Origin of the sequence: Streptomyces sp. NPDC058457 (assembly GCF_042720695.1) — a bacterium.
Taxonomy (GTDB): domain Bacteria; phylum Actinomycetota; class Actinomycetes; order Streptomycetales; family Streptomycetaceae; genus Streptomyces.
The window spans coordinates 1-24,044 of record NZ_JBHXLU010000052.1 but is presented as its reverse complement, the minus strand read 5'-3'; the positions used below and the strand labels follow the sequence as shown (position 1 = coordinate 24,044).

Annotated in this window: 20 protein-coding genes; 13 read left to right on the top strand and 7 right to left on the bottom strand. The window is 71.9% G+C overall.

Annotated elements, in window-relative coordinates; translation table 11 throughout:
• Nucleotides 1-49: 49 nt before the first annotated feature.
• Complete coding sequence (locus tag ACFWPS_RS32795; protein WP_383711638.1) at nucleotides 50-1,747, bottom strand: hypothetical protein; 1,698 nt, start codon at nucleotides 1,745-1,747, stop codon at nucleotides 50-52.
• A 292-nt stretch (nucleotides 1,748-2,039) separates the two neighbouring features.
• Here ACFWPS_RS32795 and ACFWPS_RS32790 point away from each other — a divergent pair, with 292 nt between their 5' ends.
• The 4 genes from ACFWPS_RS32790 (at nucleotide 2,040) to ACFWPS_RS32775 (ending at nucleotide 5,153) form a co-directional block, all read left to right on the top strand.
• Nucleotides 2,040-2,429, top strand: a complete 390-nt coding sequence (locus tag ACFWPS_RS32790; RefSeq protein ID WP_181807701.1) for a cell division protein SepF — start codon at nucleotides 2,040-2,042, stop codon at nucleotides 2,427-2,429.
• A 324-nt stretch (nucleotides 2,430-2,753) separates the two neighbouring features.
• Complete coding sequence (locus ACFWPS_RS32785) at nucleotides 2,754-4,061, top strand: ATP-binding protein (protein ID WP_383711635.1); 1,308 nt, start codon at nucleotides 2,754-2,756, stop codon at nucleotides 4,059-4,061.
• Entirely contained in the window at nucleotides 4,013-4,387 is a 375-nt protein-coding gene (locus ACFWPS_RS32780; RefSeq protein WP_383711633.1) for a nucleotide pyrophosphohydrolase, read from the top strand. The genes ACFWPS_RS32785 and ACFWPS_RS32780 overlap by 49 nt, the downstream gene beginning before the upstream one ends.
• 307 nt (nucleotides 4,388-4,694) lie before the next feature.
• Nucleotides 4,695-5,153 (top strand): DUF6099 family protein, encoded by a 459-nt coding sequence (locus ACFWPS_RS32775; protein ID WP_383711630.1) that lies wholly within the window; start codon nucleotides 4,695-4,697, stop codon nucleotides 5,151-5,153.
• Between the two features lie 15 nt (nucleotides 5,154-5,168).
• Here the strand turns inward: ACFWPS_RS32775 and ACFWPS_RS32770 are convergent, their stop codons facing one another.
• Nucleotides 5,169-5,330, bottom strand: coding sequence for a hypothetical protein (locus ACFWPS_RS32770; protein WP_383711628.1), 162 nt, complete (start codon nucleotides 5,328-5,330; stop codon nucleotides 5,169-5,171).
• Nucleotides 5,331-5,574: 244 nt separating this feature from the next.
• Here ACFWPS_RS32770 and ACFWPS_RS32765 point away from each other — a divergent pair, with 244 nt between their 5' ends.
• The 4 genes from ACFWPS_RS32765 to ACFWPS_RS32750 all read left to right on the top strand — a co-directional run bounded on the left by ACFWPS_RS32765 (nucleotide 5,575) and on the right by ACFWPS_RS32750 (nucleotide 11,268).
• Nucleotides 5,575-6,498, top strand: a complete 924-nt coding sequence (locus ACFWPS_RS32765; RefSeq protein WP_383711626.1) for an LLM class F420-dependent oxidoreductase — start codon at nucleotides 5,575-5,577, stop codon at nucleotides 6,496-6,498.
• Between the two features lie 623 nt (nucleotides 6,499-7,121).
• The gene (locus tag ACFWPS_RS32760; RefSeq protein WP_383711623.1) at nucleotides 7,122-9,878 is read left to right on the top strand and encodes an alpha/beta fold hydrolase; all 2,757 of its coding nucleotides are present in this window, start codon (nucleotides 7,122-7,124) and stop codon (nucleotides 9,876-9,878) included.
• Between the two features lie 17 nt (nucleotides 9,879-9,895).
• Nucleotides 9,896-10,819: an NAD-dependent epimerase/dehydratase family protein gene (locus ACFWPS_RS32755; RefSeq protein ID WP_383711620.1), complete on the top strand. Its 924-nt coding sequence runs from the start codon at nucleotides 9,896-9,898 to the stop codon at nucleotides 10,817-10,819.
• Nucleotides 10,820-10,836: 17 nt separating this feature from the next.
• A complete protein-coding gene (locus ACFWPS_RS32750; protein WP_383711617.1) occupies nucleotides 10,837-11,268 on the top strand; it encodes a nuclear transport factor 2 family protein in 432 nt (143 codons plus the stop codon).
• Here the strand turns inward: ACFWPS_RS32750 and ACFWPS_RS32745 are convergent.
• Nucleotides 11,255-12,202, bottom strand: coding sequence for a LysR family transcriptional regulator (locus ACFWPS_RS32745; protein ID WP_383711614.1), 948 nt, complete (start codon nucleotides 12,200-12,202; stop codon nucleotides 11,255-11,257). The genes ACFWPS_RS32750 and ACFWPS_RS32745 overlap by 14 nt on opposite strands.
• Nucleotides 12,203-12,321: 119 nt before the next feature.
• Here ACFWPS_RS32745 and ACFWPS_RS32740 point away from each other — a divergent pair, with 119 nt between their 5' ends.
• Entirely contained in the window at nucleotides 12,322-12,993 is a 672-nt protein-coding gene (locus tag ACFWPS_RS32740) for an FMN-dependent NADH-azoreductase (protein ID WP_383711611.1), read from the top strand.
• Nucleotides 12,994-12,999: 6 nt separating this feature from the next.
• On the opposite strand, the gene ACFWPS_RS32735 is transcribed toward ACFWPS_RS32740, so the two are convergent.
• Nucleotides 13,000-14,319 (bottom strand): FAD-binding oxidoreductase, encoded by a 1,320-nt coding sequence (locus ACFWPS_RS32735; protein WP_383711608.1) that lies wholly within the window; start codon nucleotides 14,317-14,319, stop codon nucleotides 13,000-13,002.
• Nucleotides 14,316-15,023 carry a TetR family transcriptional regulator gene (locus ACFWPS_RS32730; RefSeq protein WP_383711744.1) on the bottom strand — a complete coding sequence of 236 codons (708 nt, stop codon included), beginning with the start codon at nucleotides 15,021-15,023 and terminating at the stop codon, nucleotides 14,316-14,318. The genes ACFWPS_RS32735 and ACFWPS_RS32730 overlap by 4 nt, the downstream gene beginning before the upstream one ends.
• Before the next feature lie 140 nt (nucleotides 15,024-15,163).
• Between ACFWPS_RS32730 and ACFWPS_RS32725 the strand changes: the two genes are divergently transcribed.
• Nucleotides 15,164-16,642, top strand: a complete 1,479-nt coding sequence (locus ACFWPS_RS32725) for a 3' terminal RNA ribose 2'-O-methyltransferase Hen1 (RefSeq protein ID WP_383711606.1) — start codon at nucleotides 15,164-15,166, stop codon at nucleotides 16,640-16,642.
• Nucleotides 16,639-19,185 (top strand): polynucleotide kinase-phosphatase, encoded by a 2,547-nt coding sequence (locus ACFWPS_RS32720; RefSeq protein ID WP_383711603.1) that lies wholly within the window; start codon nucleotides 16,639-16,641, stop codon nucleotides 19,183-19,185. Before ACFWPS_RS32725 ends, ACFWPS_RS32720 begins: the two co-directional genes overlap by 4 nt.
• A 23-nt stretch (nucleotides 19,186-19,208) precedes the next feature.
• Here ACFWPS_RS32720 and ACFWPS_RS32715 read toward each other — a convergent pair whose 3' ends face one another.
• Nucleotides 19,209-20,114 carry a hypothetical protein gene (locus ACFWPS_RS32715; protein ID WP_383711600.1) on the bottom strand — a complete coding sequence of 302 codons (906 nt, stop codon included), beginning with the start codon at nucleotides 20,112-20,114 and terminating at the stop codon, nucleotides 19,209-19,211.
• The gene (locus ACFWPS_RS32710) at nucleotides 20,111-21,211 is read right to left on the bottom strand and encodes an SPFH domain-containing protein (protein ID WP_383711597.1); all 1,101 of its coding nucleotides are present in this window, start codon (nucleotides 21,209-21,211) and stop codon (nucleotides 20,111-20,113) included. Before ACFWPS_RS32710 ends, ACFWPS_RS32715 begins: the two co-directional genes overlap by 4 nt.
• A 151-nt stretch (nucleotides 21,212-21,362) precedes the next feature.
• Between ACFWPS_RS32710 and ACFWPS_RS32705 the strand changes: the two genes are divergently transcribed.
• Nucleotides 21,363-22,586, top strand: a complete 1,224-nt coding sequence (locus tag ACFWPS_RS32705; RefSeq protein ID WP_383711595.1) for an arginine deiminase — start codon at nucleotides 21,363-21,365, stop codon at nucleotides 22,584-22,586.
• Nucleotides 22,587-22,745: 159 nt separating this feature from the next.
• A complete protein-coding gene (gene argF, locus ACFWPS_RS32700; RefSeq protein WP_383711592.1) occupies nucleotides 22,746-23,753 on the top strand; it encodes an ornithine carbamoyltransferase in 1,008 nt (335 codons plus the stop codon).
• Nucleotides 23,754-24,044: the final 291 nt, after the last annotated feature.

Here is a 24,044-nt window from a genome sequence, read left to right as displayed (position 1 = left end):
GGCGCCGCAGTCGACAGCCGGGCAGATCGCGGCACTTCCTGCCGGCCGCTCAGCCGACCGTCCGGCTGATCCTCACGTCCTGGCTGGACAGCGTCTGCGGATCCGCCGTGAAGGCGCGCAGCCGGATCCGGGTGCTCGGCTTGGCGGGGATGCCGAACCGGCCGTTGGCCGGCCTGAGTTCGACACTCGCCGTGCCGTGCCCGGGAATCGTCGCCGGACCCCGCACCAGCAGCCAGTACATGCTCATGCCCTGGCCGGTGGTGAGCGTGTAGTGCGGGGTGAGCGGGACGCTCCCCGTGTTGACCACCTTCAGCGTCATCTCCCGGACCACCGAGGCGTGGTGCCGGGCGCGCCGCAGAGCGGTGATCTCCATCCGCAGCGGCGGTCTCCCGGACACCGCGAGCGCCGCGCTCGCCAGTGCCGGAGTGAGCAGCAGGACCACCGTCGCGATCAGGGCGGCCCGGCGGCGGGGCCCGGTCAGCAGGGCCGGGCGCGGCTGCCAGGCGTGCTCGAACTCCGACAGCGGAGCGGTGACGGCCGCCGCCAGCCACAGCGGGGTCATCAGCAGGTAGTAGCCGTCCTGCGAGCGGGTCGCCAGGAAGAAGGCGAGCCACGGCAGTACGGTCGCGGCCGGGCCCAGGCGCCGTACGAACAGCACGAACAGGGCCAGCAGGGCCGCCGCCAGGAGCATGCTCGCGTGCGAGTACCAGTCGATGCGGTCACTGCCGTCGGTGAAGTACAGCGTGATGTCCACCAGGCCCTGGCCGTGCACCACGGCGCCCTGGACCAGCGGCAGCGCGATCCCGCGCAGCCAGCGTCCGGGCTCGGACACGATGAAGTACGTGTTGATCAGCAGCCACACCGTGACGGCCACGCCGGCGATCCGCAGGACCACTCCGGTGGCGGCCCGGCCGCCGAGCTCCCCGCGCCGCACCGCGTAGATCCCGGCCAGCAGGAACGGCGTGACGAACCACGGCAGTTGCTGTGCCGCGCACGCGGCCCCGAGACACGCGGCCCGCGCGATCCCGGCCGCGCCGAGGCGGCCGCCCTGCCCGATCCGCGGCCAGCGCACCACCACCGGGATCAGCAGCGCCAGGGCGATCACCGCCGGGTAGCCGACCCGGGCGTACGTCGACAGGAAGCCGAAGCCCAGGCAGGACAGCGTCGCCGCCGACCGCCACGGCACCGGGAGCATCCGCCACAGCGCGACCGTGCCGGCGATCAGGGCGCCCGCGCACACCGCCGTCGCCGGGGCACCGTGGTGACCGAGCCACAGCAGCGGAACGGTCAGTAGCGGCGCCAGCGGGGGATAGCCGTACGTGTAGTCGTAGCCGCCGCCTATCGTCGGCGTGAGGGCGATGCCCGTGTCGTGGAACAGCCACGGCCAGGCCTGCCCGTACACGGGGTGACCGGCGAGCAGTTCCCTGGCTGCCTGGGTGGTGAGGGCGCCCTCGTCGCCGCCGTTGTGGTTCAGGGCCCACGTGCACAGCGCGAGCGTCACCGCCGTGACCAGGACCACCAGGTCGAGGCGGGCCAGCGACCGGGTGCTGCGGACCGTCAGCGTCAGTACGCCGGTCACCAGGATCGAGACGTAGCAGACGGAGATCAGGGCCGCCAGGACCAGGTGGTGCGTCACCGCCTGCGTCCACACCGACCGGGTGCCGATGAACAGCCCGATGTCGGCGAGGAGGGTCAGGACGCGGTGCCAGGGTAGGGGGGCTCCGGCATCGCCCGGAGCGGCGGACACCGCCGACTGTGTCCGCCGGCCGGGTGTCACCTGTTGTGTTTCTGCCAAGTGCACGAACCGGACGCTAATCGCGGGCGGTGAGCGGGGCGTCGCTGGAGGAGAAGAGTCCGGTGTGAGGGCGGTAAGAAGCCCCCAATGCGCGGCAATCGCCTGAAAAGTGAAAAGATCGCTTCTTTCGTGCGCAAGGGGCCGGACACGCTCGCCCTTCGTGTCGCTGTTGGGCCGAACGGGTGACTTGGCGTAAGAATTGGCTGGTGCAGGCATCGAGTGCGAGTCAGGTCGGGGGGAGCCGGTGAGCCGTTACGACGTCACCGATGAACAGTGGGAGGGGCTCGCCCAGGTCGTGCCGCTGCGGGGCCGCGACGCCTGGCCGTCGGCGGTGGGCCACCGTGCGCTGCCGGACGCGGAGACCGAGACGCGCCGCCGTTTCGTCGTCCTGCGGGTCAATGTCTTCGCCGACGCCCGCGACGTCGCCGAGACGCTGATGGCCGGCATACCGGTCCTGCTCGACCTGACCGGCGCCGAGACGGAGGTCGCCAAGCGCGTCCTCGACTTCAGCACGGGCGTGGTCTTCGGCCTCGCCAGCGGCATGCACCGGGTCGACCGCAACGTCTTCCTCCTCACCCCGCCCGGCACGGAGGTCAGCGGGCTGATGGAGGGGGCGGGGGTCTCGGGGGGCTGAGCGCCCCCGCCGGACCGGGCGCGGGTGCCTTCGAGGGCCGAGCGACCTGCGGTGAGCGGGCGTCGCGGCGGCCCGGGGCGGGCTCTGCGGCGGCCCGGCTGCCGTGCTGTCGAGGGTGTCGATCGCGGTGCGGTCGAGCGCCCGTCCCTCGATCGTAGGAAGGTCCCGGCGGCGGAACGGTTCGCCGGGCGACCGGAGGCCTACGGTCCGCATATGGCCGTGTCCTCCGCCTCGTCCGCGTCCCGCCCTTCTCCCTCCGTCCGTTCCGCCCCGGGCGATGCTCCGCCGTCGCCGTCGCCGTCGCCCGAAGGTGCGGTGCCGTCGGTGACGGCGAACACGCCGACGGCACCCGTCGGCCCGTCGGCCGAACGGCCCCGCCGATCGCGCTCCGGCACGCCCGCCCGGCAACCGGAGACCGTCCCGCGCGCCCGCTCGGGTGGTCGGGGAGCACCGTCGGCCGACGCACCGGCTGCCCGCCCGGCACCCATCCCCGCACCCCCCGTCCCCACCCCCCGTCGTGACCCCCGCCCCCGCGTCACCGAGCTGCGGCTCTCCGCCTTCGCCCGGCATCGTGGGGCGAAGTTTCCCGTCGGGCAGGTCACCTTGCTCGCCGGGCCCAGCGGGAGCGGGAAGAGCTCGGTGCTCGCGGCCTACGAGGCGCTCGCGCGGCTCGGGGGCGGGGCCGTGCTCGCCGACGTGTTTCCGGATCCGGGCGCGCTGGTGCCGGAGCGGGCACGGCCCGACGCACAGCGGCGGCGGGGGTTCCGCATCGGGTGCACGGCCGACGGCGCAGAGGGGCCGGTGCGGCTCGACGTCGCCGTGCAGGCCGAGCCCGAACTGCGCATCGTCGGCGAGCGGCTGACCGCGGGCGGGCTCGTGCTCCTGGAGACCGCCCTGCGCGACCCGGGCCGGCCGGCCGTGCAGGCTGCCTGGCACACCGCGGGCACCGCGCCGGTGACCCGGGCCCCGCTCCCCGACGACCGCCTCGGCACCGCCCTGCTGCCGCTGCGCGTCGCCGGCAAGACGGACGGCCAGCGGCAGGTCCTCGCCGCCGCCGAGCAGATGGTCGTCGCCCTGCGGTCGGTGTTCCCCTGCGATCCGCGGCCCGAGGGGATGCGCGCACCTGTCCTCACCGGCTCCGGCCGGCTGCTGCGCGGTTGCGACAACCTCGCCGACGTCCTGTGGCGCACCCGCTTCGAATGTGGCCGCCGGCACGGTCTGTTCGTCGAGTCGGTGCGCACCGGCTGCGCCGGCCCCGTCGTCGACGTGCTCGCCGAACCGCTCGGCGACGGCACGGTACGGGCGCTGCTCGACCGCGGTGACGGCCACCGCACCGAGCTGGAGCGGCTCGGCGACGGCGAGCTGCGCTACCTCGCCCTCGCCCTGGTCCTCTTCACCGGCCCCGGCGTCCTGGCGGTCGACGCACCCGGCGAGGTCCCCGACGCCATGCGCGGCCTCACCGTCCTCGCCGACGGCTTCGACCGCTGCCTCGACCCGAGTCAGCGCGCCGAACTCCTGCGCACGGCCGTCCTGATGGGCGAACGCGGCCACATCCGGTTGGTCGGCGCGGTGAGCGACGCCTCATGGGCAGGCGGAGCGGAGGCGATCACGGTGGTACACCTGGACGCGTGACAGACGAACCTCTCGACGTGGCGGGACTCCAGCGCCGGCTGGCCGAGTTCGCCGCCGCCCGCGACTGGCGGCAGTTCCACACCCCCAAGAACCTGGTGGCCGCCCTGAGTGTGGAGGCGTCCGAACTGGTCGAGATCTTCCAGTGGTTGACCCCGGAGGAGTCGTCCCGGGTGATGGCGGACCCCGACACCGCCCACCGGGTCACGGACGAGGTCGCCGACGTCCTGTCCTATCTCCTCCAGCTCTGTGACGTCCTGGACGTGGACCCGCTGGCCGCGCTGGCCGCGAAGATCGACCGCAACGAGAAGCGGTTCCCCTCCGCCTGACGGGTCGCCGGTGCGGTCACTGGCGGGTCGTCGGGGCGGTCGCTGACGGGACGGCGGGACAGCCGTCGGTTCGTCGGGGCAGCCGTCGACGGGTCGCCGGGACGGTCATCGACGGGCCGTCGGGTGGGCTTGGTCGGGGAGCACGATGCTCCGTTTTGACGCTCCGTAGCCGCACCCCCGCCCGAATCCGAATTGTTGTCCACAGATTTCCGTCTTCCTCTGGCCCCACGTCTCGGGAACCCTCACTCTGGGTAGTGAACTACTGAGTGCGGCAAGACAGTTCGGACCGACGGGGACGGGGCGACGGATGGACGCGATGCGGCTCATCGTGGCGAGCAGACGGGCGCTGGCGCACGGCGCGGGCGTTCCGGAGATGATGACCGAGGTGTGGCAGGCCCAGGCCCTGGCCCAGGCGATCGGCAGCCGGCTGGCCGTCTCCGGCCCGCCCGAGCTGCGGGGCGAGGCCCTCGGCCTGACCGAGCTGGCGGGCCGGGGCTGCGGTGTGCTGGACACGCCGGACCTGGACCCCGGCACCCTGCGCGCCGCCCAGCTCACCGAACTGGACGACGCCCGCCTGACCCTGCTGGGTCTCGGCGGCCTTCTGGGCGAGGTCGGCATCGCGCTGGTCGGCATGGCCAGCGCCGCGGCCGACGAGGCGACGTACTGGCAGTGCATGGAGGCCATCGACGCGGCCGACGAGTCCCGGGACCGGGTGCTGGAGATGCTCCGCAAGCTGGCGGCCAGGGAGGAGGTCCGCGACGGCTGACCTCGTGAACCGGCCTCAGCTCAGGTCGGCCTCTTCCCTCGGGGACCGCTGCAGGTCCGCGTCCAGCGCGGAGATGTCCGCGTTCAACGCCGCCATGAGTTCCTCCATCTGCTGGAGCAGCCCCTTCGGCTGACCGGACGAGGGGCCACCCTGCTGTGGAACGGACTCTTCTGACAAGACGGCCTCCTCGGCCCCCCGGCCCGCCGTCGGCGGCGGGCCACGAACGACGCGCGGCGACGGCGACCGTCCGGCGCGGGTGCCGGACGGCCCGGCACCCTCCAGCCAACGATCACCGCAGGGGCCGGTCACTGGCCCGCGCCGCCCCGCGGCCCCGCCGTTGACGATATTCACCCCGGGGTGGATGCCTGTGCCTGGTGGTGCCGATGCGGTTGACGGGGCGGGGTCCGTGCAGGATGGGTGTATGGACCTTCGTATCTTCACCGAGCCCCAGCAGGGCGCGAGCTACGACACCCTTCGCACCGTCGCCAAGGCCACCGAGGACCTCGGTTTCGACGCCTTCTTCCGGTCCGACCACTATCTGAAGATGGGCGACGTGGACGGCCTGCCCGGCCCCACCGACGCCTGGATCACCCTCGCCGGACTCGCCCGCGAGACCAAGCGGATCCGCCTCGGCACCCTCATGACCGCAGGAACCTTCCGGCTGCCCGGTGTGCTCGCCATCCAGGTCGCCCAGGTCGACCAGATGTCCGGCGGCCGGGTCGAACTGGGCCTCGGCGCGGGCTGGTTCGAGCAGGAGCACAAGGCGTACGGCATCCCCTTCCCGAAGGAGAAGTTCGGCCGCCTGGAGGAGCAGCTGGCGATCGTCACCGGGCTCTGGGAGACCAAGCCCGGCGACACCTTCGACTTCCACGGCACCTACTACGACCTCACCGACTCGCCCGCCCTGCCCAAGCCCGCCCAGGCCCGGATCCCGGTGCTGATCGGCGGCCACGGCGCCACCCGGACCCCGAAGCTGACCGCGCGGTACGCCGACGAGTTCAACATGCCGTTCGCCTCGATCGAGGACAGCGAGCGGCAGTTCGGACGGGTGCGGGCCGCCGTCGAGGCGGCCGGCCGCGGGGCGGACGAACTGACGTACTCCAACGCCCTCGTGGTCTGTGTCGGCAAGGACGACCAGGAGGTCGCCCGGCGTGCCGCCGCGATCGGCCGCGAGGTCGACGAGCTGAAGGCCAACGGCCTGGCCGGCACCCCCGCCGAGGTCGTCGAGAAGATCGGCCGCTACGCCGAGATCGGCTCCCGGCGTTTCTACCTCCAGATCCTCGACCTCTCCGACCTGGACCACCTGGAACTGATCTCCGCCCAGGTCCAGTCGCAGCTGTCGTGACCTTCACCCCGCACGACGTCCGCCCCCGACCCGAAAGGGCCGGGGGCGGTTGTTTCCGCGGGCGTCGTGATTTCTGACACCGGGTGTAAGAAAAAATTGCGGTGGAATTGCGGCGGCGAGTGGCCGGTGCCGTAATTTCCCGCGCCGACCGGTTTTTACTTTCTGCTTTCCCGGGTCCTTTGACAATCGGGTGCGCCGGTTTCTATTCTCGGCGGGTATTCAGGGCCCCGGCGCCGTGGCTCTCGGTACTGACCTGGTCGGTGGGGGACGATGTACAGGTACTTGTTCCATCGGTGTTCCGGAACACCTGATTTCTGTTTCCGGCGTCCCTTCCTGATGCCCCGCAGAAGCCTCTGAGTCCGGGCATGCGCGCTTCCGGTGTGGTTTCCCGGATTTCTCCCTGCCCGGCTTCCGCGGCCGACCTGCCCGGCCTCTCCGGCTGACCTGCCCGGTTTCCCCGGCTGAACGGTGTGCCGTACGGCCCCGCCCGGCACGCCGTATGCCATTCGATCCGCCGTACCGCCGCGGCGCGAGGGCCGCCACCCGTGGCCCGAGCCCCGGCCGCCACCCGTCGACGGCCACCACACCCGGCCGTCGACGCGACAGGAAGAGAAGGCACCGTCATGACCACAGCCGTATCCACCACCCGCACCATCGTGGACCTGCTGCGCGACGCCGCCCGGAACCACACCGCGTCCGGACTGCGCTACCCCCGGACCGCGACCGACCCCGACGCGCCCTTCCAGAGCTATCCCGAACTCCTCGACGCGGCCCGCTCGGTGCTCGGCGGCCTGCGTGAGCGCGGGCTCGTGGCCGGGGACAAGGCCGTCCTGCTCCTTGAGCGGCCGCAGGAGTTCCTCGCCGCGTTCTGGGCCTGCCAGCTGGGCGGCTTCGTGCCCTGCCCGATGGCCGCGCTCGGCGGCGACCCGGAGCGCTGGGCCGCCCAGCTCACCCATGTCGACACCCTCCTCGACCACCCGCTGATCGTCACCAGCGAGACCCTCGCCGCCGAACTCCCGCGCACCGAGGGCCTGTCGGTCGTCGCCCTGGAGAAGCTGTACGCCGAGCCCGCCGACGCCTTCCACGAGGCCGACCCGAAGGACACCGCCGTCCTGGTGCTGACCTCCGGCTCCACCGGCAACTCCAAGGCGGTGATGCTCTCGCACGCCAACCTGCTCGCCTCCATGGCCGGCAAGAACGGCTACCACCGGCTGACCGCCGCCGACACCACCCTCAACTGGGTCTCCTTCGACCATGTCGCCGCCCTGCTGGAGTGCCACATGCTGCCGCTGTACACGGGCAGCACCCAACTGCACGTCGAGGCACCCGTCGTCCTCCAGGAGCCGCTCAACTTCCTGCGGCTGATATCCGGCTTCGGCGTCACCATGACCTTCACCCCCAACTTCCTGCTGGGGCTGATCAATCCGCAGGCCGACCGGCTCGCCGAGGAGGACGGCCCGGGCCTCGACCTGTCCCGGCTGCGGCACATCATCAGCGGCGGCGAGGCCGTCGTCCGCACCACCGGCGAGACCTTCCTCGGCCGCTTCGCCCGCTACGGCCTGCGCCCCGACGCCCTCTGGCCCGCCTTCGGCATGTCCGAGACCTGCGCCGGCAGCATCTACTCCGTCGAGTTCCCGGCCGCCGACCGGGGCCAGGAGTTCGCCAACCTGGGACGGCCCGTCGAGGGACTGCGGATCCGGATCGCCGACGAGGAGGACCACCACGAGCTGGCGGCCGGCGAGGTGGGCGAGCTCCAGCTCAACGGGCCTATGATCACCGCCGGTTACCACAACAACGAGCGGGCCACCCGGGACGCCTTCACCCCCGACGGCTGGTTCCGCAGCGGCGACCTCGGCCGCCTCGACGAGGGTCGGCTCACCCTCGTCGGACGCAGCAAGGACAGCGTCATCGTCAACGGCGTCAACTACTTCAGCCACGACATCGAATCGGTCCTCGAAGGCCTCGACGACGTGGCCCGCTCCTATGTCGCCGCCTTCCCGACCCGCGCCCCCGGCAGCGACACCGAGCAACTGGTGATCGCCTTCCGCCCGGAGTGCGCCGACGGCGACGAACTCGCCCTGTACCGGGTGCTGACCGCCGTCCGCAGCAGCGTCGTCATGCACTGGGGATTCCGGCCCGCCCTCATCCTGCCGCTGCCCGCGGACGCCTTCCCCAAGACCAGCCTCGGCAAGATCCAGCGCTCCCTGATGCGCAAGCGCCTGGAGGCGGGCGCCTACGACGAGATCAGGGCCGCCGTCGACGACCTGGTGCTGCGCCGGCTCGGCGGCTACAACGCGCCCGAGGGCGGCACCGAGACGGTCCTCGCCGGCATCTACGCCGAGATGTTCGACACCGACCCGGAGAAACTCAGCGCCACCGCCAACTTCTTCGACCTCGGCGGCACCTCGCTGGACATCCTGCGGCTGCGCTCCCTGGTCGCCCAGCGCCTCGGCGCCGCCGACCTGCAGATCATCACCGTGCTGCGGGCCCCGACCGTCCGCGCCCTCGCCGCCCACCTCGACGGCACCGAACACGGCGAGCAGGAGTACGACCCGATCGTGCCCATGCAGGTGGGCGGCGACAAGACCCCGCTGTTCTGCGTCCACCCGGGCGTCGGCGAGGTCCTCGTCTTCGTCAACCTCGCCAAGTACTTCGTCGGCGACCGGCCCTTCTACGCCCTGCGCGCCCGGGGCTTCAACCCCGGCGAGACCCCCTTCGAGAGCTTCGCCGAGATGGTCGACACGTACGTACGGGCGATCCGCGAACGGCAGCCGCACGGCCCGTACGCCGTCGCCGGGTACTCCTACGGCGGTGCCGTCGCCTTCGAGATCGCCAAGGTCCTCCAGGACCAGGGCGAACGCGTCGACTTCGTCGGCAGCTTCAACCTGCCCCCGCACATCAAGTACCGCATGAACGAACTCGACTTCGTCGAGACGGCCGCCAACCTGGCCTTCTTCCTGGAGCTCATCGACAAGAAGCAGTCCCTCGAACTCCCGGCACAACTGCGCCACCTGGCACGGGACGAGCAGCTGGCGTACTTCGTCGACCACGCGCCCGAGGGCCGGCTCGCCGAACTCGACCTGAATTTCAAGAAGTTCAAGGCCTGGGCCGAACTCGCCGACGGACTCACCAACTTGGGCCGCACCTACGCCCCCGGCGGCAAGGTCCGCTCGATGAGCGTCTTCTACGCCATCCCGCTGCGCGGCACCAAGGAGGACTGGCTCGCCAACGAGCTGCGCCGCTGGGACGAGCACACCACCGACGAGAACCGCTACCTCGACGTACCCGGCGAGCACTACACCCTGATGGGCCCGCAGCACGTGGCCACCTTCCAGTCCATCCTCCGCAAGGAACTCGACCGCGCCCTCGGCGACGCCTGATCACAGGGAGAAAATCAGTGAACGGCAAGAAGATCCTGGTCACCGGCGCCACCGGACAGGTCGCCGGACCGGTGGCCAAGGCCCTGGCCCAGGACAACGAGGTCTGGGCGCTCGGCCGCTTCGGCACCCCCGGCGCCGAGGACGACCTCACCCGGCACGGCATCCGCACCTTCCGCTGGGACATGGACGACACCGGCGACGGCTCCCTCAAGGGCCTGCCCGAGGACTTCACGCACGTCTTCCACTCGGCGGTGCGGCGCGGCGAGGACGGCGACTTCAACGCCGCAGTCGAGGTCAACTCGGTCGCCGCCGGACGCCTGATGACCCACTGCCGTACCGCCGAGGCGTTCCTGTACGTGTCCACCGGCGCCCTCTACGCCCGGCAGACCCTCGACCACAAGTACACCGAGACCGACCCGCTGGACGGCAAGGCCGACTGGCTGCCCGCCTACCCCGTGGTCAAGATCGCCGCCGAGGGCACCGTCCGCGCCTTCGCCCGCACCCTCGGCCTGCCCACCGTGATCGCCCGCCTCAACATCGCCTACGGGCCCGGCGGTTACGGCGGAGTCCCGATGCTCTACTTCAAGCGGATGCTCGCCGGCGAGCCCATCCCGGTCCCCGTCGAGGGCCAGAACTGGTGCTCCCTGCTCTACACCGACGACCTCGTCGAGCAGGTCCCGCACCTGTGGGACGCGGCCGGCGTGCCGGTGACCCTGACCAACTGGGGCGGCGACGAGCCGGTCGGCATCACCGACTGCGTCCGGTACCTGGAGGAGCTGACCGGCGTCGAGGCGAACCTCGTACCGAGCGAGGTCACCCGGGAGACCTACCAGTTCGACCCCACCCTGCGCCGCTCCCTCACCGGCCCGTGCAAGGTGCCCTGGCGCGAGGGCATCCGCCGGACCGTGGCCGCGCTGTATCCCGAGCACCTCAAGGACTGAGAAGGGCTGAGAAGGACATGACCGAGAACGCCACCGAGAACGCCACCGCGGACGCCACCGACCCACTGGCCCCGATCCACGCCGCCTACGCGGCCTTCGCCACCCGGGACGTGGGCGCGCTGCTCGACGCCTTCCACCCGGACATCGAGTGGGTGCACCCCGACGGCATGGCCGAGTACGGCCTCGGCGGCACCAAGCACGGGCACGCCGGCGTCAAGGAGTTCCTGGCCCACGTGCCGACCGTGCTGGGCGGGATGCGGCTGCACCCCGAGGAGTTCGTCCGCGAGGGGAACCGGGTGGTCGTCTTCGGCCACCGGGACGTCGTCTCCCTCTCCGGCCACACCGAGACACTGCCGTTCACGCACTCCTGGGTGCTGCGCGACGGGCGTGCGGTCCGGATGGAGGACATCTTCGACACCGTCGCCTTCCACCGCGTCATCGAGAGCTGAGCGGGCCGGCGGCGTCCTGATGCCGGGTCAGCTCCGCCGCGGCCTGCCGCACGGCCGGCAGCAGCACGGCCACCTGCGGGCTGTGTACGGCTCCCTCGCGCACCACGAGGGTGATACGGCGGGTCAGTTCGGGCCCGGCCGGGGTGATCCGGGCGACCGGAAGTCCCGGCCGGGTCGGCACCAGGTCGGGTACCAGCGCCACGCCCCAGCCCAGGGAGACCAGCCCGAACACGGCCTGCATGTCCCCGATGTCGGAGACTATGTCGGGCACGAACCCGGCCCCGGCGCAGGCGTGCAGGGCGAGTCGGCCGAGTTGCGAGGTCCGGTCGAGCAACCATGGTTCCCCGGCGAACTCCTCCAGCCGGCAGGGGCGTTCGCCCTGGGCCAGCGGGTGCCCCGGGGCGGTGATCAGCCGGACGCGGTCGCTGAGCACCTCCTCCTCGTACAGCCCGGGCACCCGGGGCTCGGGCACCCGTGGGTAGCCGGTGGCCAGGACGGCGTCGAGGCGGCCCAGCCGCACCGTCTGCCGCCCCTGGTCGGGGGCCACCCCGTGCAGGGTGATGCGCAGCTGCGGATGCTCCTCGCGCAGCCGGTTCAGCGCCGGCACCAGCAGCGCCGGCCCCTCGTGCAACGGGACGCCCACCCGCAGTTCGCCGCCGACCTCCCCGTCCCCGGCCAGCAACTGGGCCTCGGCCGCCTCCAGTTGGTTCACGATCTTGTCGGTGTGCGCGACCAGCAGCCGTCCGGCCGGGGTGAGCTCGGCGCGCTTGCTGCCCCGGTCCAGCAGTGCGGTACCGGTCTCCGACTCAAGGGCGGAGAGCTGTTGGGAAACAGCCGAACGGGTGTAGTTCAGGGCCTGCGCCGCCGCGGCGATGGATCCCCGGGCGCCGACCTCACGCAGCAGAACCAGTTTCCGTACGTCCAGCACCGTCATCCTCGCTAACGCTTCCGGTCACGAACTGCCACGCCAGATTACGGGACAACCCGCCCGACCGGACTTTCAATGGATCACAGACCGACATGAACGACCTGATCAGACAGGGGTTTTCCGCCATGGCCACACTGCTCCACCTCGACTCCAGCCCGCGTGTGGGCTCCGTCTCCCGCCAGATCTCGGGCGAGTTCGCCGAGGCCTGGCGGAAGGCCAACCCCGAGGGCAGCTACATCTACCGCGACCTGGCCGTCGGCCCGGTGCCGCACGTCGACCACGCGCAGATCGAGGTGATGCACCGCCTGGAGAAGGAGGGCGTACGCGACCTCGCCGCGGCCCGCGACGCGGCCACCACGCCCCAGGAGCAAGCCAGTTGGGCGATCACCTGGCCGCTGATCGAGGAACTCCTCGCCGCCGACACCATTCTGCTCGGGGTGCCGATGTACAACTTCTCGGTGCCCTCGACCTTCAAGGCGTGGTTCGACCGGGTGCTGATCGCCCCGCTCATCGCCGACCCGGCCACCGGCGAGGGCCCGCTGTCCGGCAAGAAGGTCGTGGTGGCCTCCGCGCGCGGTGGCGCCTACGGCCCCGGCACGCCGCGCCACGACTCCGACCACCAGGAGCCGTACCTGAGGGCCGCCCTCGGCATGGTCGGTCTCGCGGCCGACCTCACCTTCCTGCACGCCGAACTGACCAAGTCGGCACACGTGCCCCGGCTCGCCCAGTTCCAGGAGCTGGCCGCGGCGTCGTACCAGAAGGCGCTGGAGGGTGCCCGTACCCAGGGCGCCTCCTGAACTCCCTCACTTCAGGGGGAAGTTGCGGTCGAAGACGTTCTCCGGGTCGTACCGCTCCTTCAGGGCGCGGAGCCGGGACAGGGCCGGCTCGGGGAACGCCTCCGTCAGCACCTGTGGGGTGCGGCGGGTGTCGAAGCTGAGGTACATGCCGTTCAGGTGCGGGGCGAGCCGTGCCCAGTGCGTGTCGAGCCCGCTCTCCAGCTCGGGGACGGTCGCGGACATCAGCGAGAAGTTCTGCGTGCGGTGGGCGTAGGCGGTGGCCCCGGGGTCCACGTCGTTGACCGCCCCGCCCACCGAACGGAACTGCTCCATCAGCACCTGCCCCGACTCCAGCGCGTCCGCGACCGCCCGCGCCGCGTCCGCGGTGAGGTGGTCGAGCAGGCCGGACCGGGTGGCGGCGAGCTGCTGCTGTCCGTGATGCGCGACGCCGCTCACCGGCACCAGCGCCGAGTACGGTGCGAGCACCGCCCGCTGCTGGACCGGCGGGCCGATGCCGAGCAGCGGCGTGAGCGCCCGCTCGGCCGCGCCCTGTTCCGCGCTTCCCGCGTACACCGCGGCGACATGCGCCAGGTGCGGGCGGCCCGGCCCGCCCGGCATGATCGTCAGAAAGCTGGTCAGCTCGCGCGGCGCCGACTCCAGCACCGCGCCCCACGCCTCGATCAGCGCCGCCGCGTCCCCCGCGTCGAAGACCAGGTTGGCGAAGACCACGTCACCGGTGTCGTAGGCCTCCAGTTCCACGGCGGTGACCACCCCGAAGTTCCCGCCGGCCCCGCGCACCGCCCAGAACAGGTCGGGCTCCCGCTCGGCGTCCGTCCGCACGAACGTGCCGTCGGCCAGGACGAGTTCGACGGCCGTCACATGGTCGACGGTCAGCCCGTGCAGCCGCGCCAGCCAGCCCATGCCGCCGGCCGTGACCAGGCCGCCCACCCCCACGTCACCGGTGTCCCCGGAGCTGACGGCCAGCCCGTGCGGAGCGAGGGCCTGTGCCACCCGTCCCCAGCGGGCACCCGCCCCGACCCGGATCCGCCGCCGGGCCCGGTCGAGCACCCGTACCTCGTCGAGGTGGGACATGTCGACGACGGCACCTCCGTCGTTGGTGGAACGGCCGCTGATGCCGTGCCCGCCGCTGCGCACCGAGACCGCCGAGCCCAGCGAGCGCGCGTACCCCAGCGCCTCGGCGGTCTGCCCGGCGTCCTCGGGCAGCAGCACGGCGGCAGGCGAGCCGCGGTGCACATAGCCGTGCCGTAACCGCTCGTACCGGGCGTCGTCCGGTACGACGATCCGCCCGGCCAGGGACGGCGGCACCGGCGGCAGCGTGAACGTCATGACGGGGAGTTCCCTTCCTCGGCTCCGGCTCCGACTCCGGCTTCTGCTTCGTCCTCGATTCCGGCCCCGGCCTCGATTCCGGCCTCGGCCCCGGCTTCGGCCTCGGTTTCGGCCGCGCCGAGCGGCTCCAGGGCGCAGCGCAGGCTCCGTGCCAGGTAGCGCACCAGCCGTTCCGGCTCCATCTCCGCCACCGGCCCGCTGCGCAGCACGTACCGGCTGAAGGCGACCCCGATGAGATGCGCGCCGAGCAGGTCGATGCGCTCGTCGGCGTCGGGCCCGGTCAGCACCGTGCGGTAGGCCTGCGTGCTGCTCTGCCGCATCGCCGTGTACAGGGCGGTCGCGGCGCTCTCGTCGGAGGCCGCACTGCGGATCAGCGCGAGGAACGGATCGCCGCTGTCGGCGCGCTCCATGCGCTCTACGAAGGCCCACGCGATCCTGTCCGGCAGGGTCCCGGGCGGCCCGGGCACCAGTTCCGGCAGGTCACGGGTGCCGGGCACGGCGGCCAGGAACAGCCGCTCCTTGGAGCCGAAGTGCCGCATCACCAGGCCGTGGGTGACTCCGGCGCGGCCGGCGATCTCCCGGATGGTGGCCCGCGCGTAGCCCCGCTCGGCGAACGCGGCGCGGGCCGCGTCGAGGATCGCCTCGCGATGCGCCTCCGGTGCCCGCACCCGCTTGCGGGCGGGCGGACTGCTGCTGGACGTCATGGTCACGGGCCCTAATGTACATCTGGTCATTAGCGGCTTGCGGCGGCCGTGCGGCCCGCCGCCGAACCGACGGTGCCGCGGACCACCGCGCGGACAAAACCAGTGGTCAAGGCGGCGCCGGACCAGGGAGACTCGGACATGTGTTCCTGACGATCTCCACGAGCGGCACCGCCGCCTCCCCGGCCACCGACCTCGGGTTCCTGCTGCACAAGCACCCCGACAACGCGCAGACCTTCACCACCTCGCACGGCATCGCGCACGTCTTCTACCCGGAGGCGGATCCCGAGCGCTGCACGGCGGCGCTGCTCCTGGAGGTGGACGCGGTGGCGCTGGTGCGGCGCGGCAAGGGCAAGGGACGCGGCGGAGCACCCGACGCGGCGCTCGCGCAGTACGTCAACGACCGCCCGTACGCGGCCTCCTCGCTGCTCGCGGTGGCGATCGGCAACGTCTTCTCCAGCGCGATGCGCGGCGTCTGCAAGGCCCGCCCCGAAGCCCCGGCGCAGCCGAGGCCGTTGCGCGTCGAGGTGCCCGCACTGCCCGCCCGCGGCGGCCCCGACCTCGTACGGCACCTCTTCGAGCCGCTCGGCTGGACGGTGACCGCCGCACCGGTCGCCCTGGACACCGAGTTCCCGGAGTGGGGCGACTCGCGGTACGTCGGCCTGGTCCTGGAGTCCGAGGCGCTGACCCTCTCCAAGGCGCTGCGCCACCTCTACGTCCTGCTCCCCGTCCTCGACGACGCCAAGCACTACTGGGTCTCCTCCGAGGAGGTCGACAAGCTGCTGCGCGCGGGCGAGGGCTGGCTGCCCGGCCACCCCGAGCAGAAGCTCATCACCAGCCGCTACCTCTCCCGCCGCTGGTCGCTGACCCGGCAGGCGATGGAGCGGCTGGAGCTGGTGCGGCTCGCCGAGGCCGACGACAGCGAGGTCGAGGAGATCGACAACGCGGTCGAGGAGGAGACCGAGACGGAGGAGAAGCCGACCCCGCTCGCCGTGCAGCGCCGGGACGCGATCCTCGACGCGCTGCGGCGCGCCGGTGCCGCCCGGGTCCTCGACCTCGGCTGCGGCCAGGGCCAGTTGGTGCAGGCGCTGCTGAAGGACCCGTCCTTCACCGAGATCGTCGGCGTCGACGTGTCGATGCGGGCGCTCACCATCGCCTCCCGGCGGCTCAAGCTGGACCGCATGGGTGAGCGGCAGGCGTCCCGCGTCAAGCTCTTCCAGGGTTCGCTGGCCTACACGGACAAGCGGCTCAAGGGGTACGACGCGGCCGTGCTCAGCGAGGTGATCGAACACCTCGACCTGCCGAGGCTGCCCGCCCTGGAGTACGCCGTGTTCGGCGCCGCCCGCCCGCGCACGGTCCTCGTGACCACCCCGAACGTCGAGTACAACGTCCGCTGGGAGAGCCTCCCCGCCGGCCACACCCGGCACGGCGACCACCGCTTCGAGTGGACCCGCGAGGAGTTCCGCACCTGGGCCCACCGGGTCGCCGAACTCCACGGCTACGACGTCGACTTCACCCCCGTGGGCCCGGACGACCCCGAGGTCGGCCCGCCCACCCAGATGGCCATTTTTGAAATAAGCACGGCCACCGTATCCGTCGCGAAGGAGGCGAAGGCGGCATGACCGAGACACAGCGCACCGGACGGGTCCTGCCCGTCACCGACCTCTCCCTGGTCGTCCTCGTCGGCGCCTCCGGCTCCGGCAAGTCCACCTTCGCGCACCGGCACTTCAAGCCGACCGAGATCATCTCCTCCGACTTCTGCCGGGGCCTGGTCTCCGACGACGAGAACGACCAGAGCGCCACGAAGGACGCCTTCGACGTCCTGCACTACATCGCCGGCAAGCGGCTGGCCGCCGGCCGCCGCACGGTCGTCGACGCGACCAGCGTGCAGCAGGAGTCCCGGCGCCAGCTGATCGACCTGGCCAAGCAGTACGACGTGCTGCCCATCGCCATCGTCCTCGACGTGCCCGAGGAGGTGTGCGCCGAACGCAACGCGGCCCGCACCGACCGTGCCGACATGCCGCGCCGGGTCATCCAGCGCCACATCCGCGAACTCCGCCGCTCGGTCAGGCACCTGGAGCGCGAGGGCTTCCGCAAGGTGCACATCCTGCGCGGTGTCGAGGAGATCGACTCGGCGACCGTCGTCACCGAGAAGCGCTTCAACGACCTGACCCACCTCACCGGCCCCTTCGACATCGTCGGCGACATCCACGGCTGCGCGAGCGAACTGGAGTCCCTGCTCACCAGGTTGGGCTACCAGGACGGCGTCCACCCGCAGGGCCGTACCGCGGTCTTCGTCGGCGACCTCGTCGACCGCGGCCCGGACAGCCCCGGCGTGCTGCGCCGCGTGATGTCGATGGTCGGTTCGGGCAACGCCCTGTGCGTGCCCGGCAACCACGAGAACAAGTACGGCCGGTATCTCAAGGGCCGCAAGGTCCAGCACACCCACGGACTCGCCGAGACCATCGAGCAGATGGACGGCGAGAGCGAGGAGTTCAAGGCGCAGGTACGGGAGTTCATCGACGGCCTTGTCAGCCACTACGTCCTCGACGGCGGGAAGCTGGTCGTCTGCCACGCCGGGCTGCCCGAGAAGTACCACGGCCGCACCTCCGGCCGGGTCCGCTCGCACGCGCTGTACGGCGACACCACCGGCGAGACCGACGAGTTCGGCCTGCCCGTGCGCTACCCGTGGGCCGAGGACTACCGGGGCCGCGCGGCCGTCGTCTACGGCCACACCCCGGTCCCGGAGGCCAGCTGGCTGAACAACACCATCTGCCTGGACACCGGTGCCGTCTTCGGCGGCAAGCTGACCGCGTTGCGCTGGCCGGAGCGGGAGCTGGTCGACGTACCGGCCGAGCAGGTCTGGTACGAGCCGGCCCGGCCGCTGCACACCGAGGCACCCGGCGGTCAGGACGGACGCCCGCTGGACCTGGCGGACGTCCACGGGCGCCGCGTCGTCGAGACGCGGTACCAGGGCCGGATCGCGGTCCGCGAGGAGAACGCGGCGGCCGCCCTGGAGGTGATGAGCCGCTTCGCGATCGACCCGCGCCTGCTGCCGTACCTGCCGCCGACCATGGCCCCGACGGCCACTTCGCACATGGACGGCTATCTGGAGCACCCGGCGGAGGCCTTCGCCCAGTACGCCGCGGACGGGGTCGCCCGCGTGGTGTGCGAGGAGAAGCACATGGGCTCGCGGGCGGTGGCGCTGGTGTGCCGGGACGCGGAGGTCGCGCACAAGCGCTTCGGTGTCCCGCCCGGCCCGACCGGCTCCCTCTACACCCGCACCGGACGCCCCTTCTTCGACGACGAGTCGGTGACCGAGGAGATCCTCGGCCGGATCCGCGCCTCGGTCGACGCGGCCGGCCTCTGGGACGAACTAGCCACCGACTGGCTCCTGTTGGATGCCGAACTGCTGCCCTGGTCGCTCAAGGCCTCCGGGCTGCTGCGTACCCAGTACGCGGCCGTCGGCGCCGCCTCCGGCGCGGTCTTCCCGGGCGCGCTGGCCGCCCTGGAGGGCGCGTCGGCACGCGGCGTCGACGTCACCGGTCTGCTGACCCGGCAGCGCGAACGCGCCGCCGACGCGGCCGCGTTCACCGACGCCTACCGCCGCTACTGCTGGACCACCGAGGGCCTGGACGGGGTGCGCCTCGCCCCCTTCCAGATCCTCGCGGTCCAGGGCCGCAGCCTCGCCGCGCTCCCGCACGACGAGCAACTCGCCCTCCTGGACCGGCTGGTGGAGCACGACCCGACGGGTCTCCTGCAGACCACCCGCCGTCTGCACGTCGACACCGGCGACCCGGAGTCGGTGCGGGCCGGCGTCGACTGGTGGCTGGAGATGACCGGCCGGGGCGGCGAGGGCATGGTCGTCAAGCCGGCCGGCGCGATGGTCCGCGACCCGCAGGGCCGGCTGGTCCAGCCCGGCATCAAGTGCCGGGGCCGGGAGTACCTGCGGATCATCTACGGCCCCGAGTACACCCGTCCCGACAACCTCACCCGCCTGCGGGGGCGCTTCCTCAACCACAAGCGGTCCCTGGCGATCCGCGAGTACGCCCTCGGCCTGGAAGCCCTGGACCGCCTCGCGGACGGCGAGCCGCTGTGGCGCGTGCACGAGGCGGTCTTCGGGGTCCTGGCCCTGGAGTCGGAGCCGGTCGACCCGCGGCTGTGAGCGATGCGGCTCCGGCCGGCCGGTCAGCCGACCAGCCGCAGCCGCCGCGCACACGCCCCCACCCGGACCGTCTGTCCCCACGTCAGTTCCAGGGCGTCGGTCTCGATGCCGTCGCCGAAGGCGATCAGGCGGTCCGACTCGACCGTGAGGGTCAGGGCCGCCGAGGCCGTCAGCTCGCCGGCGACCAGGGAGGTCCCGGTCGCCGGCGAGGGCCAGGCCTCCCGGACGAACCAGAGGAGGCGGTCCTCCGTGGGGGCGGGCAGCGGCAGCCGGGCGCCGCGCTCCTGCCACACCGAGCGCAGCCAGCCGGTGGCCCCGGTGCCGGTGCCCACCAGCACCCCGGAGGAGGCCTGGGCCTCGACGACACCCCCGTCGTTCTCGAGGCCCAGGCGGTATCGGGCGGTCTGGTGACCGGCGGTACCCAGGTAGATCTCGTTGAGCGCCACGAGCCGCTGCGTGTCGTCGGCGACCGCCTCGACCATCGTCAGCTCGTCGGCCCCCGTGGCCGCGGCCATGGCGGTGACCGACGCCAGCAGTACGGCCGCCTGCTCCGGCCGGTGCCGTACCAGGACCCCCGGATTGCGGCCGGGGTCGGTGTCGATCCCGATCACCGGCTGGCCGTCCAGGTACTTGGCCACGTTCGCCACCAGTCCGTCCTGGCCGACCACCACGACCACGTCCTCCGGAGCGAACAGGAAGCGGTCCAGGTCGGCCCGCTCGACCCGGGCCTGGCGCCAGGCCAGCGGCACCGCCGAGGTCACCTCCGCGAGCGCCCGCCGGCTGCGCCGGTGCCGTTCGGCGACCTCGGCCATGTCCCGGCCCCGGGAGGCGAGGAAGAAGGCGGCCTGGCCGTGCGTGCCGTGCCGGGCCACCAACTCCTCGTACTCCGTGGTCCGGTGCACGAGCACGGCCCGCGGCGCGAGGCTCACTCCCGCTCCCCTCCCAGCTTGGCGAGCAGCCCGGTCAGCACGTCCGGCGACACCGTCACGCTGTCGATGCGCGGCAGGTTCTCGGCGAGCCGGGTGCCGGTGAGGGCGTGCAGCGTGGCCACGTCCGCCTCGCCGTGCACCCGCAGCCAGGCCTCCTGCGCCGCGGCCCGCGCCGCGCCGACCTCCCGCGCCCCCGCGGCCTCGGCCCGCGCGAGGGTGACCGCCCGGGCCGCCTCCGCCTCGCCCAGCTTCACGGACCGGTCCGCCTCCGCCTCCGCCAGCCGTACCGTGCGCGCCGCCTCGGCGTCCGCCAGCTTCACCGTCCGGGCCGCCTCCGCCGCCGCCCGGACCGCGTCCGCCGCCGCGAGCTCCTCCGCCTCGCGCCGCGCGTTGGTGCCCCGCTGCTCGACCAGCTGTTCCTCGCGCCGGGCCAGTTCGATCTGGCTCGCCAGCTCGTTCTCGGCGATCGCCCGCTCCCGCTCGACGGCCACCGCGCGCCGCTCGTAGGTCGCCCGGTCGGCCTCCTGCTGGATCTGCTCACGGGCCGGGGTGCGCAGCGCCCGCTCCACCTCGGGCTCCGGCCGCAGCGCCATCACCCGGACGGCCACCACCTCGATGCCGGTGGCGGGCAGCCGCGGCTCCGCCGCCAGACCGGCCGCGATCCGCTCCCGGACCACCGCCACCCCGTCGACCAGCGCCTCCGCCAGCGGGGTGCGGGCCAGCGCGTCCAGCGCGTGCTGCTGGGCCGTCTCCGTGAGCAGGGTGCCGAGCTGTTCCAGGGGGGTGCCGCGCCAGACACCGGTGTCCGGGTCGATGGAGAAGTCGAGGCGGGCGGCCGCGACGGCCGGGTCACCGACGCGGTAGGTGACGGTCGCCTGGACCGCCACGTCCTGGAAGTCGGCCGTCCGGGCGTGGAAGGTCATCGCCAGCTCGCGGTCGTCGACCGGGACCTCGGAGATGGCCGCGGTCAGTGCACGGAACCAGAAGCTGAGCCCCGGACCGTCGTGCAGCAGCTTGTCGCCCCGGTGGTGTCTGACGTGCGCCGTCGGCGCGCCGCGCAGATGCCGCCAGCCCAGGCGCCGGGTGATGTCGGCCATGGAACCCCCTCGCGATTTAGAGTCAACATGACAATAATCGCGCCCATGCTGTTTGTCGTCAAGGGGACGAGAAGAAGTAATGACCGGGCGGCCATGACAAGAAACGGTCGAGCAGGGGGTGAAGACGGTCCGCGATGGTCAGGATGGAGGCATGGGATTCCACGTCGACTCCGAAGCCGGGCGGCTGCGCCGCGTCATCCTGCACCGGCCGGATCTGGAGCTCAAAAGGCTCACCCCGAGCAACAAGGACGCCCTCCTCTTCGACGACGTCCTCTGGGTCCGCCGGGCCCGGGCCGAGCACGACGGGTTCGCCGACGTGCTGCGCGACCGCGGGGTCGCCGTCCATCTCTTCGGCGACCTGCTCGAAGAGGCGCTGGGGATCCCGGCCGCCCGCACCCTCGTCCTGGACCGGGTCTTCGACGAGAAGGAGTACGGCCCCCTCGCCACCGACCATCTGCGCGCCGCCTTCGAGGAACTCCCGGCGGGCGAGCTGGCCGAGGCGCTGGTCGGCGGCATGACCAAACGGGAGTTCCTGGCCGCCCACGCGGAGCCCACCTCGGTCCGCTTCCACGCGATGGACCTGGACGACTTCCTCCTGGAACCGCTCCCCAACCACCTCTTCACCCGCGACACCTCCGCCTGGGTCTACGACGGCGTCTCCATCAACGCCATGCGCTGGCCCGCCCGGCAGCGCGAGACCGTGCACTTCGAGGCGATCTACCGGCACCACCCGCTCTTCCGCGGCGAGACGTTCCACGTCTGGTCGGAGGGGCAGGCCGCCTACCCCTCCACCATCGAGGGCGGCGACGTCCTGGTGATCGGCAACGGCGCGGTCCTGATCGGCATGAGCGAGCGCACCACCCCGCAGGCCGTCGAGATGCTCGCGCACAAGCTGTTCGCGGCCGGCTCGGCACAGACCATCGTCGCCCTGGACATGCCGAAGCGGCGCGCCTTCATGCACCTCGACACCGTGATGACGATGGTCGACGGCGACACCTTCACCCAGTACGCCGGACTCGGCATGCTCCGCTCGTACACCATCGAACCCGGCACCGGCGAGAAGGAGCTCAAGGTCACCGACCATCCGCCGGAGCACATGCACCGGGCGATCGCCGCCGCCCTCGGCCTCAGCGAGATCCGGGTCCTGACGGCCACCCAGGACGTGCACGCGGCCGAGCGCGAACAGTGGGACGACGGCTGCAACGTCCTCGCCGTCGAACCCGGTGTCGTCGTCGCCTACGAACGCAACTCCACCACCAACACCCACCTGCGCAAGCAGGGCATCGAGGTGATCGAGATCCCGGGCAGCGAACTGGGACGGGGGAGGGGCGGGCCGCGCTGTATGAGCTGTCCGGTGGAGCGGGATGCGGTATGAGGGACGCCGTATAGGGGCGATGCCCATATGAACCCGCACAAGGGGCGCAGTATGAAAACGTGCCGATCGGGACGGCCCGGCGGTGCCTGTATAGAAATGTGGAACATCGTATAGACTTCCAAAGTCCCCGAAGCAGACCCCTACCGCTGGAGCGCCCCCATGGCGACTGTCCCGACCGCCCTCGCCGGCCGCCACTTCCTCAAGGAGCTGGACTTCACCCAGGAGGAGTTCCGCGGGCTGGTCGAGCTGGCCGCCGAGCTGAAGGCGGCCAAGAAGGCCGGGACCGAGACGCAGTACCTGAGGGGCAGGAACATCGCGCTGGTCTTCGAGAAGACCTCCACCCGCACCCGCTGCGCCTTCGAGGTCGCCGCCGCCGACCAGGGCGCTTCCACCACCTACCTCGACCCGGCCGGCTCGCAGCTCGGGCACAAGGAGTCGGTGAAGGACACCGCCCGGGTCCTCGGCCGGATGTACGACGCGATCGAGTACCGCGGGCACGGCCAGGGCGTCGTGGAGGAACTGGCCGCGTTCGCCGGGGTGCCCGTCTACAACGGCCTCACCGACGAGTGGCACCCCACCCAGATGCTCGCCGACGTGCTCACCATGACCGAGCACAGCGACAAGCCGCTCGACGGGATCGCCTTCGCCTACCTCGGCGACGCCCGCTACAACATGGGCAACTCCTACCTCGTCACCGGCGCCCTGCTCGGCATGGACGTCCGGATCGTCGCGCCCCGGCTGCTGTGGCCGGACGACACCATCGTCGAGCTGGCCCAGCAGCTCGCCGGCGCGTCCGGCGCCCGGATCACGCTCACCGAGGACGTGAAGGACGGCGTGCGCGACGCCGACTTCGTCGCCACCGACGTCTGGGTGTCGATGGGCGAACCCAAGGAGGTCTGGGACGAGCGCATCGCGCTGCTCGGCCCCTACGCCGTCACCATGGACGTGCTGCGCGCCACCGGCAACGCCGACGTCAAGTTCCTGCACTGCCTGCCGGCCTTCCACGACCTGGGCACCGTCATCGGCCGCGAGATCCACGAGCGGCACGGACTGACCGAGCTGGAGGTCACCGACGAGGTGTTCGAGTCCGAGCACTCGGTCGTCTTCGACGAGGCCGAGAACCGGATGCACACCATCAAGGCGGTCCTGGTGGCAACGCTCGCCTGACCGCCGTATCGCAACGGCTCTATCGGGCCTACCCTTTCGGCGGCCCGGCGCCACCATTGCTGAGGCCGCCATCGCGCCCCCACGAGGTTCGACCCGTTCCGCTCCGCCGGTTCAGGGGGGATCGACCGTACATACGTTCCCTCTGGTGGCGGAGTGGCGCTCGTTCGTACGATCACCGCATGCAGCTTCGGTACGTCTTCAGGGTGCGACACGAGGTCGCACCGCTCAAGCGGATAACTCGGGTCAAACCGGGGTGTCCCAGACCAGTGTTCTGAGGTCTGGTTCCACGCT

Coding starts and splice junctions, on each gene's coding strand:
- ACFWPS_RS32780 (WP_383711633.1), top strand. CDS start 4,013: ATGGGCAGGCGGAGCGGAGGCGATCACGGTGGTACACCTGGACGCGTG.
- ACFWPS_RS32775 (WP_383711630.1), top strand. CDS start 4,695: ATGGACGCGATGCGGCTCATCGTGGCGAGCAGACGGGCGCTGGCGCAC.
- ACFWPS_RS32765 (WP_383711626.1), top strand. CDS start 5,575: ATGGACCTTCGTATCTTCACCGAGCCCCAGCAGGGCGCGAGCTACGAC.
- ACFWPS_RS32760 (WP_383711623.1), top strand. CDS start 7,122: ATGACCACAGCCGTATCCACCACCCGCACCATCGTGGACCTGCTGCGC.
- ACFWPS_RS32750 (WP_383711617.1), top strand. CDS start 10,837: ATGACCGAGAACGCCACCGAGAACGCCACCGCGGACGCCACCGACCCA.
- ACFWPS_RS32745 (WP_383711614.1), bottom strand. CDS start 12,202: ATGACGGTGCTGGACGTACGGAAACTGGTTCTGCTGCGTGAGGTCGGC.
- ACFWPS_RS32740 (WP_383711611.1), top strand. CDS start 12,322: ATGGCCACACTGCTCCACCTCGACTCCAGCCCGCGTGTGGGCTCCGTC.
- ACFWPS_RS32735 (WP_383711608.1), bottom strand. CDS start 14,319: ATGACGTTCACGCTGCCGCCGGTGCCGCCGTCCCTGGCCGGGCGGATC.
- ACFWPS_RS32730 (WP_383711744.1), bottom strand. CDS start 15,023: ATGACGTCCAGCAGCAGTCCGCCCGCCCGCAAGCGGGTGCGGGCACCG.
- ACFWPS_RS32720 (WP_383711603.1), top strand. CDS start 16,639: ATGACCGAGACACAGCGCACCGGACGGGTCCTGCCCGTCACCGACCTC.
- ACFWPS_RS32710 (WP_383711597.1), bottom strand. CDS start 21,211: ATGGCCGACATCACCCGGCGCCTGGGCTGGCGGCATCTGCGCGGCGCG.
- ACFWPS_RS32705 (WP_383711595.1), top strand. CDS start 21,363: ATGGGATTCCACGTCGACTCCGAAGCCGGGCGGCTGCGCCGCGTCATC.
- argF (WP_383711592.1), top strand. CDS start 22,746: ATGGCGACTGTCCCGACCGCCCTCGCCGGCCGCCACTTCCTCAAGGAG.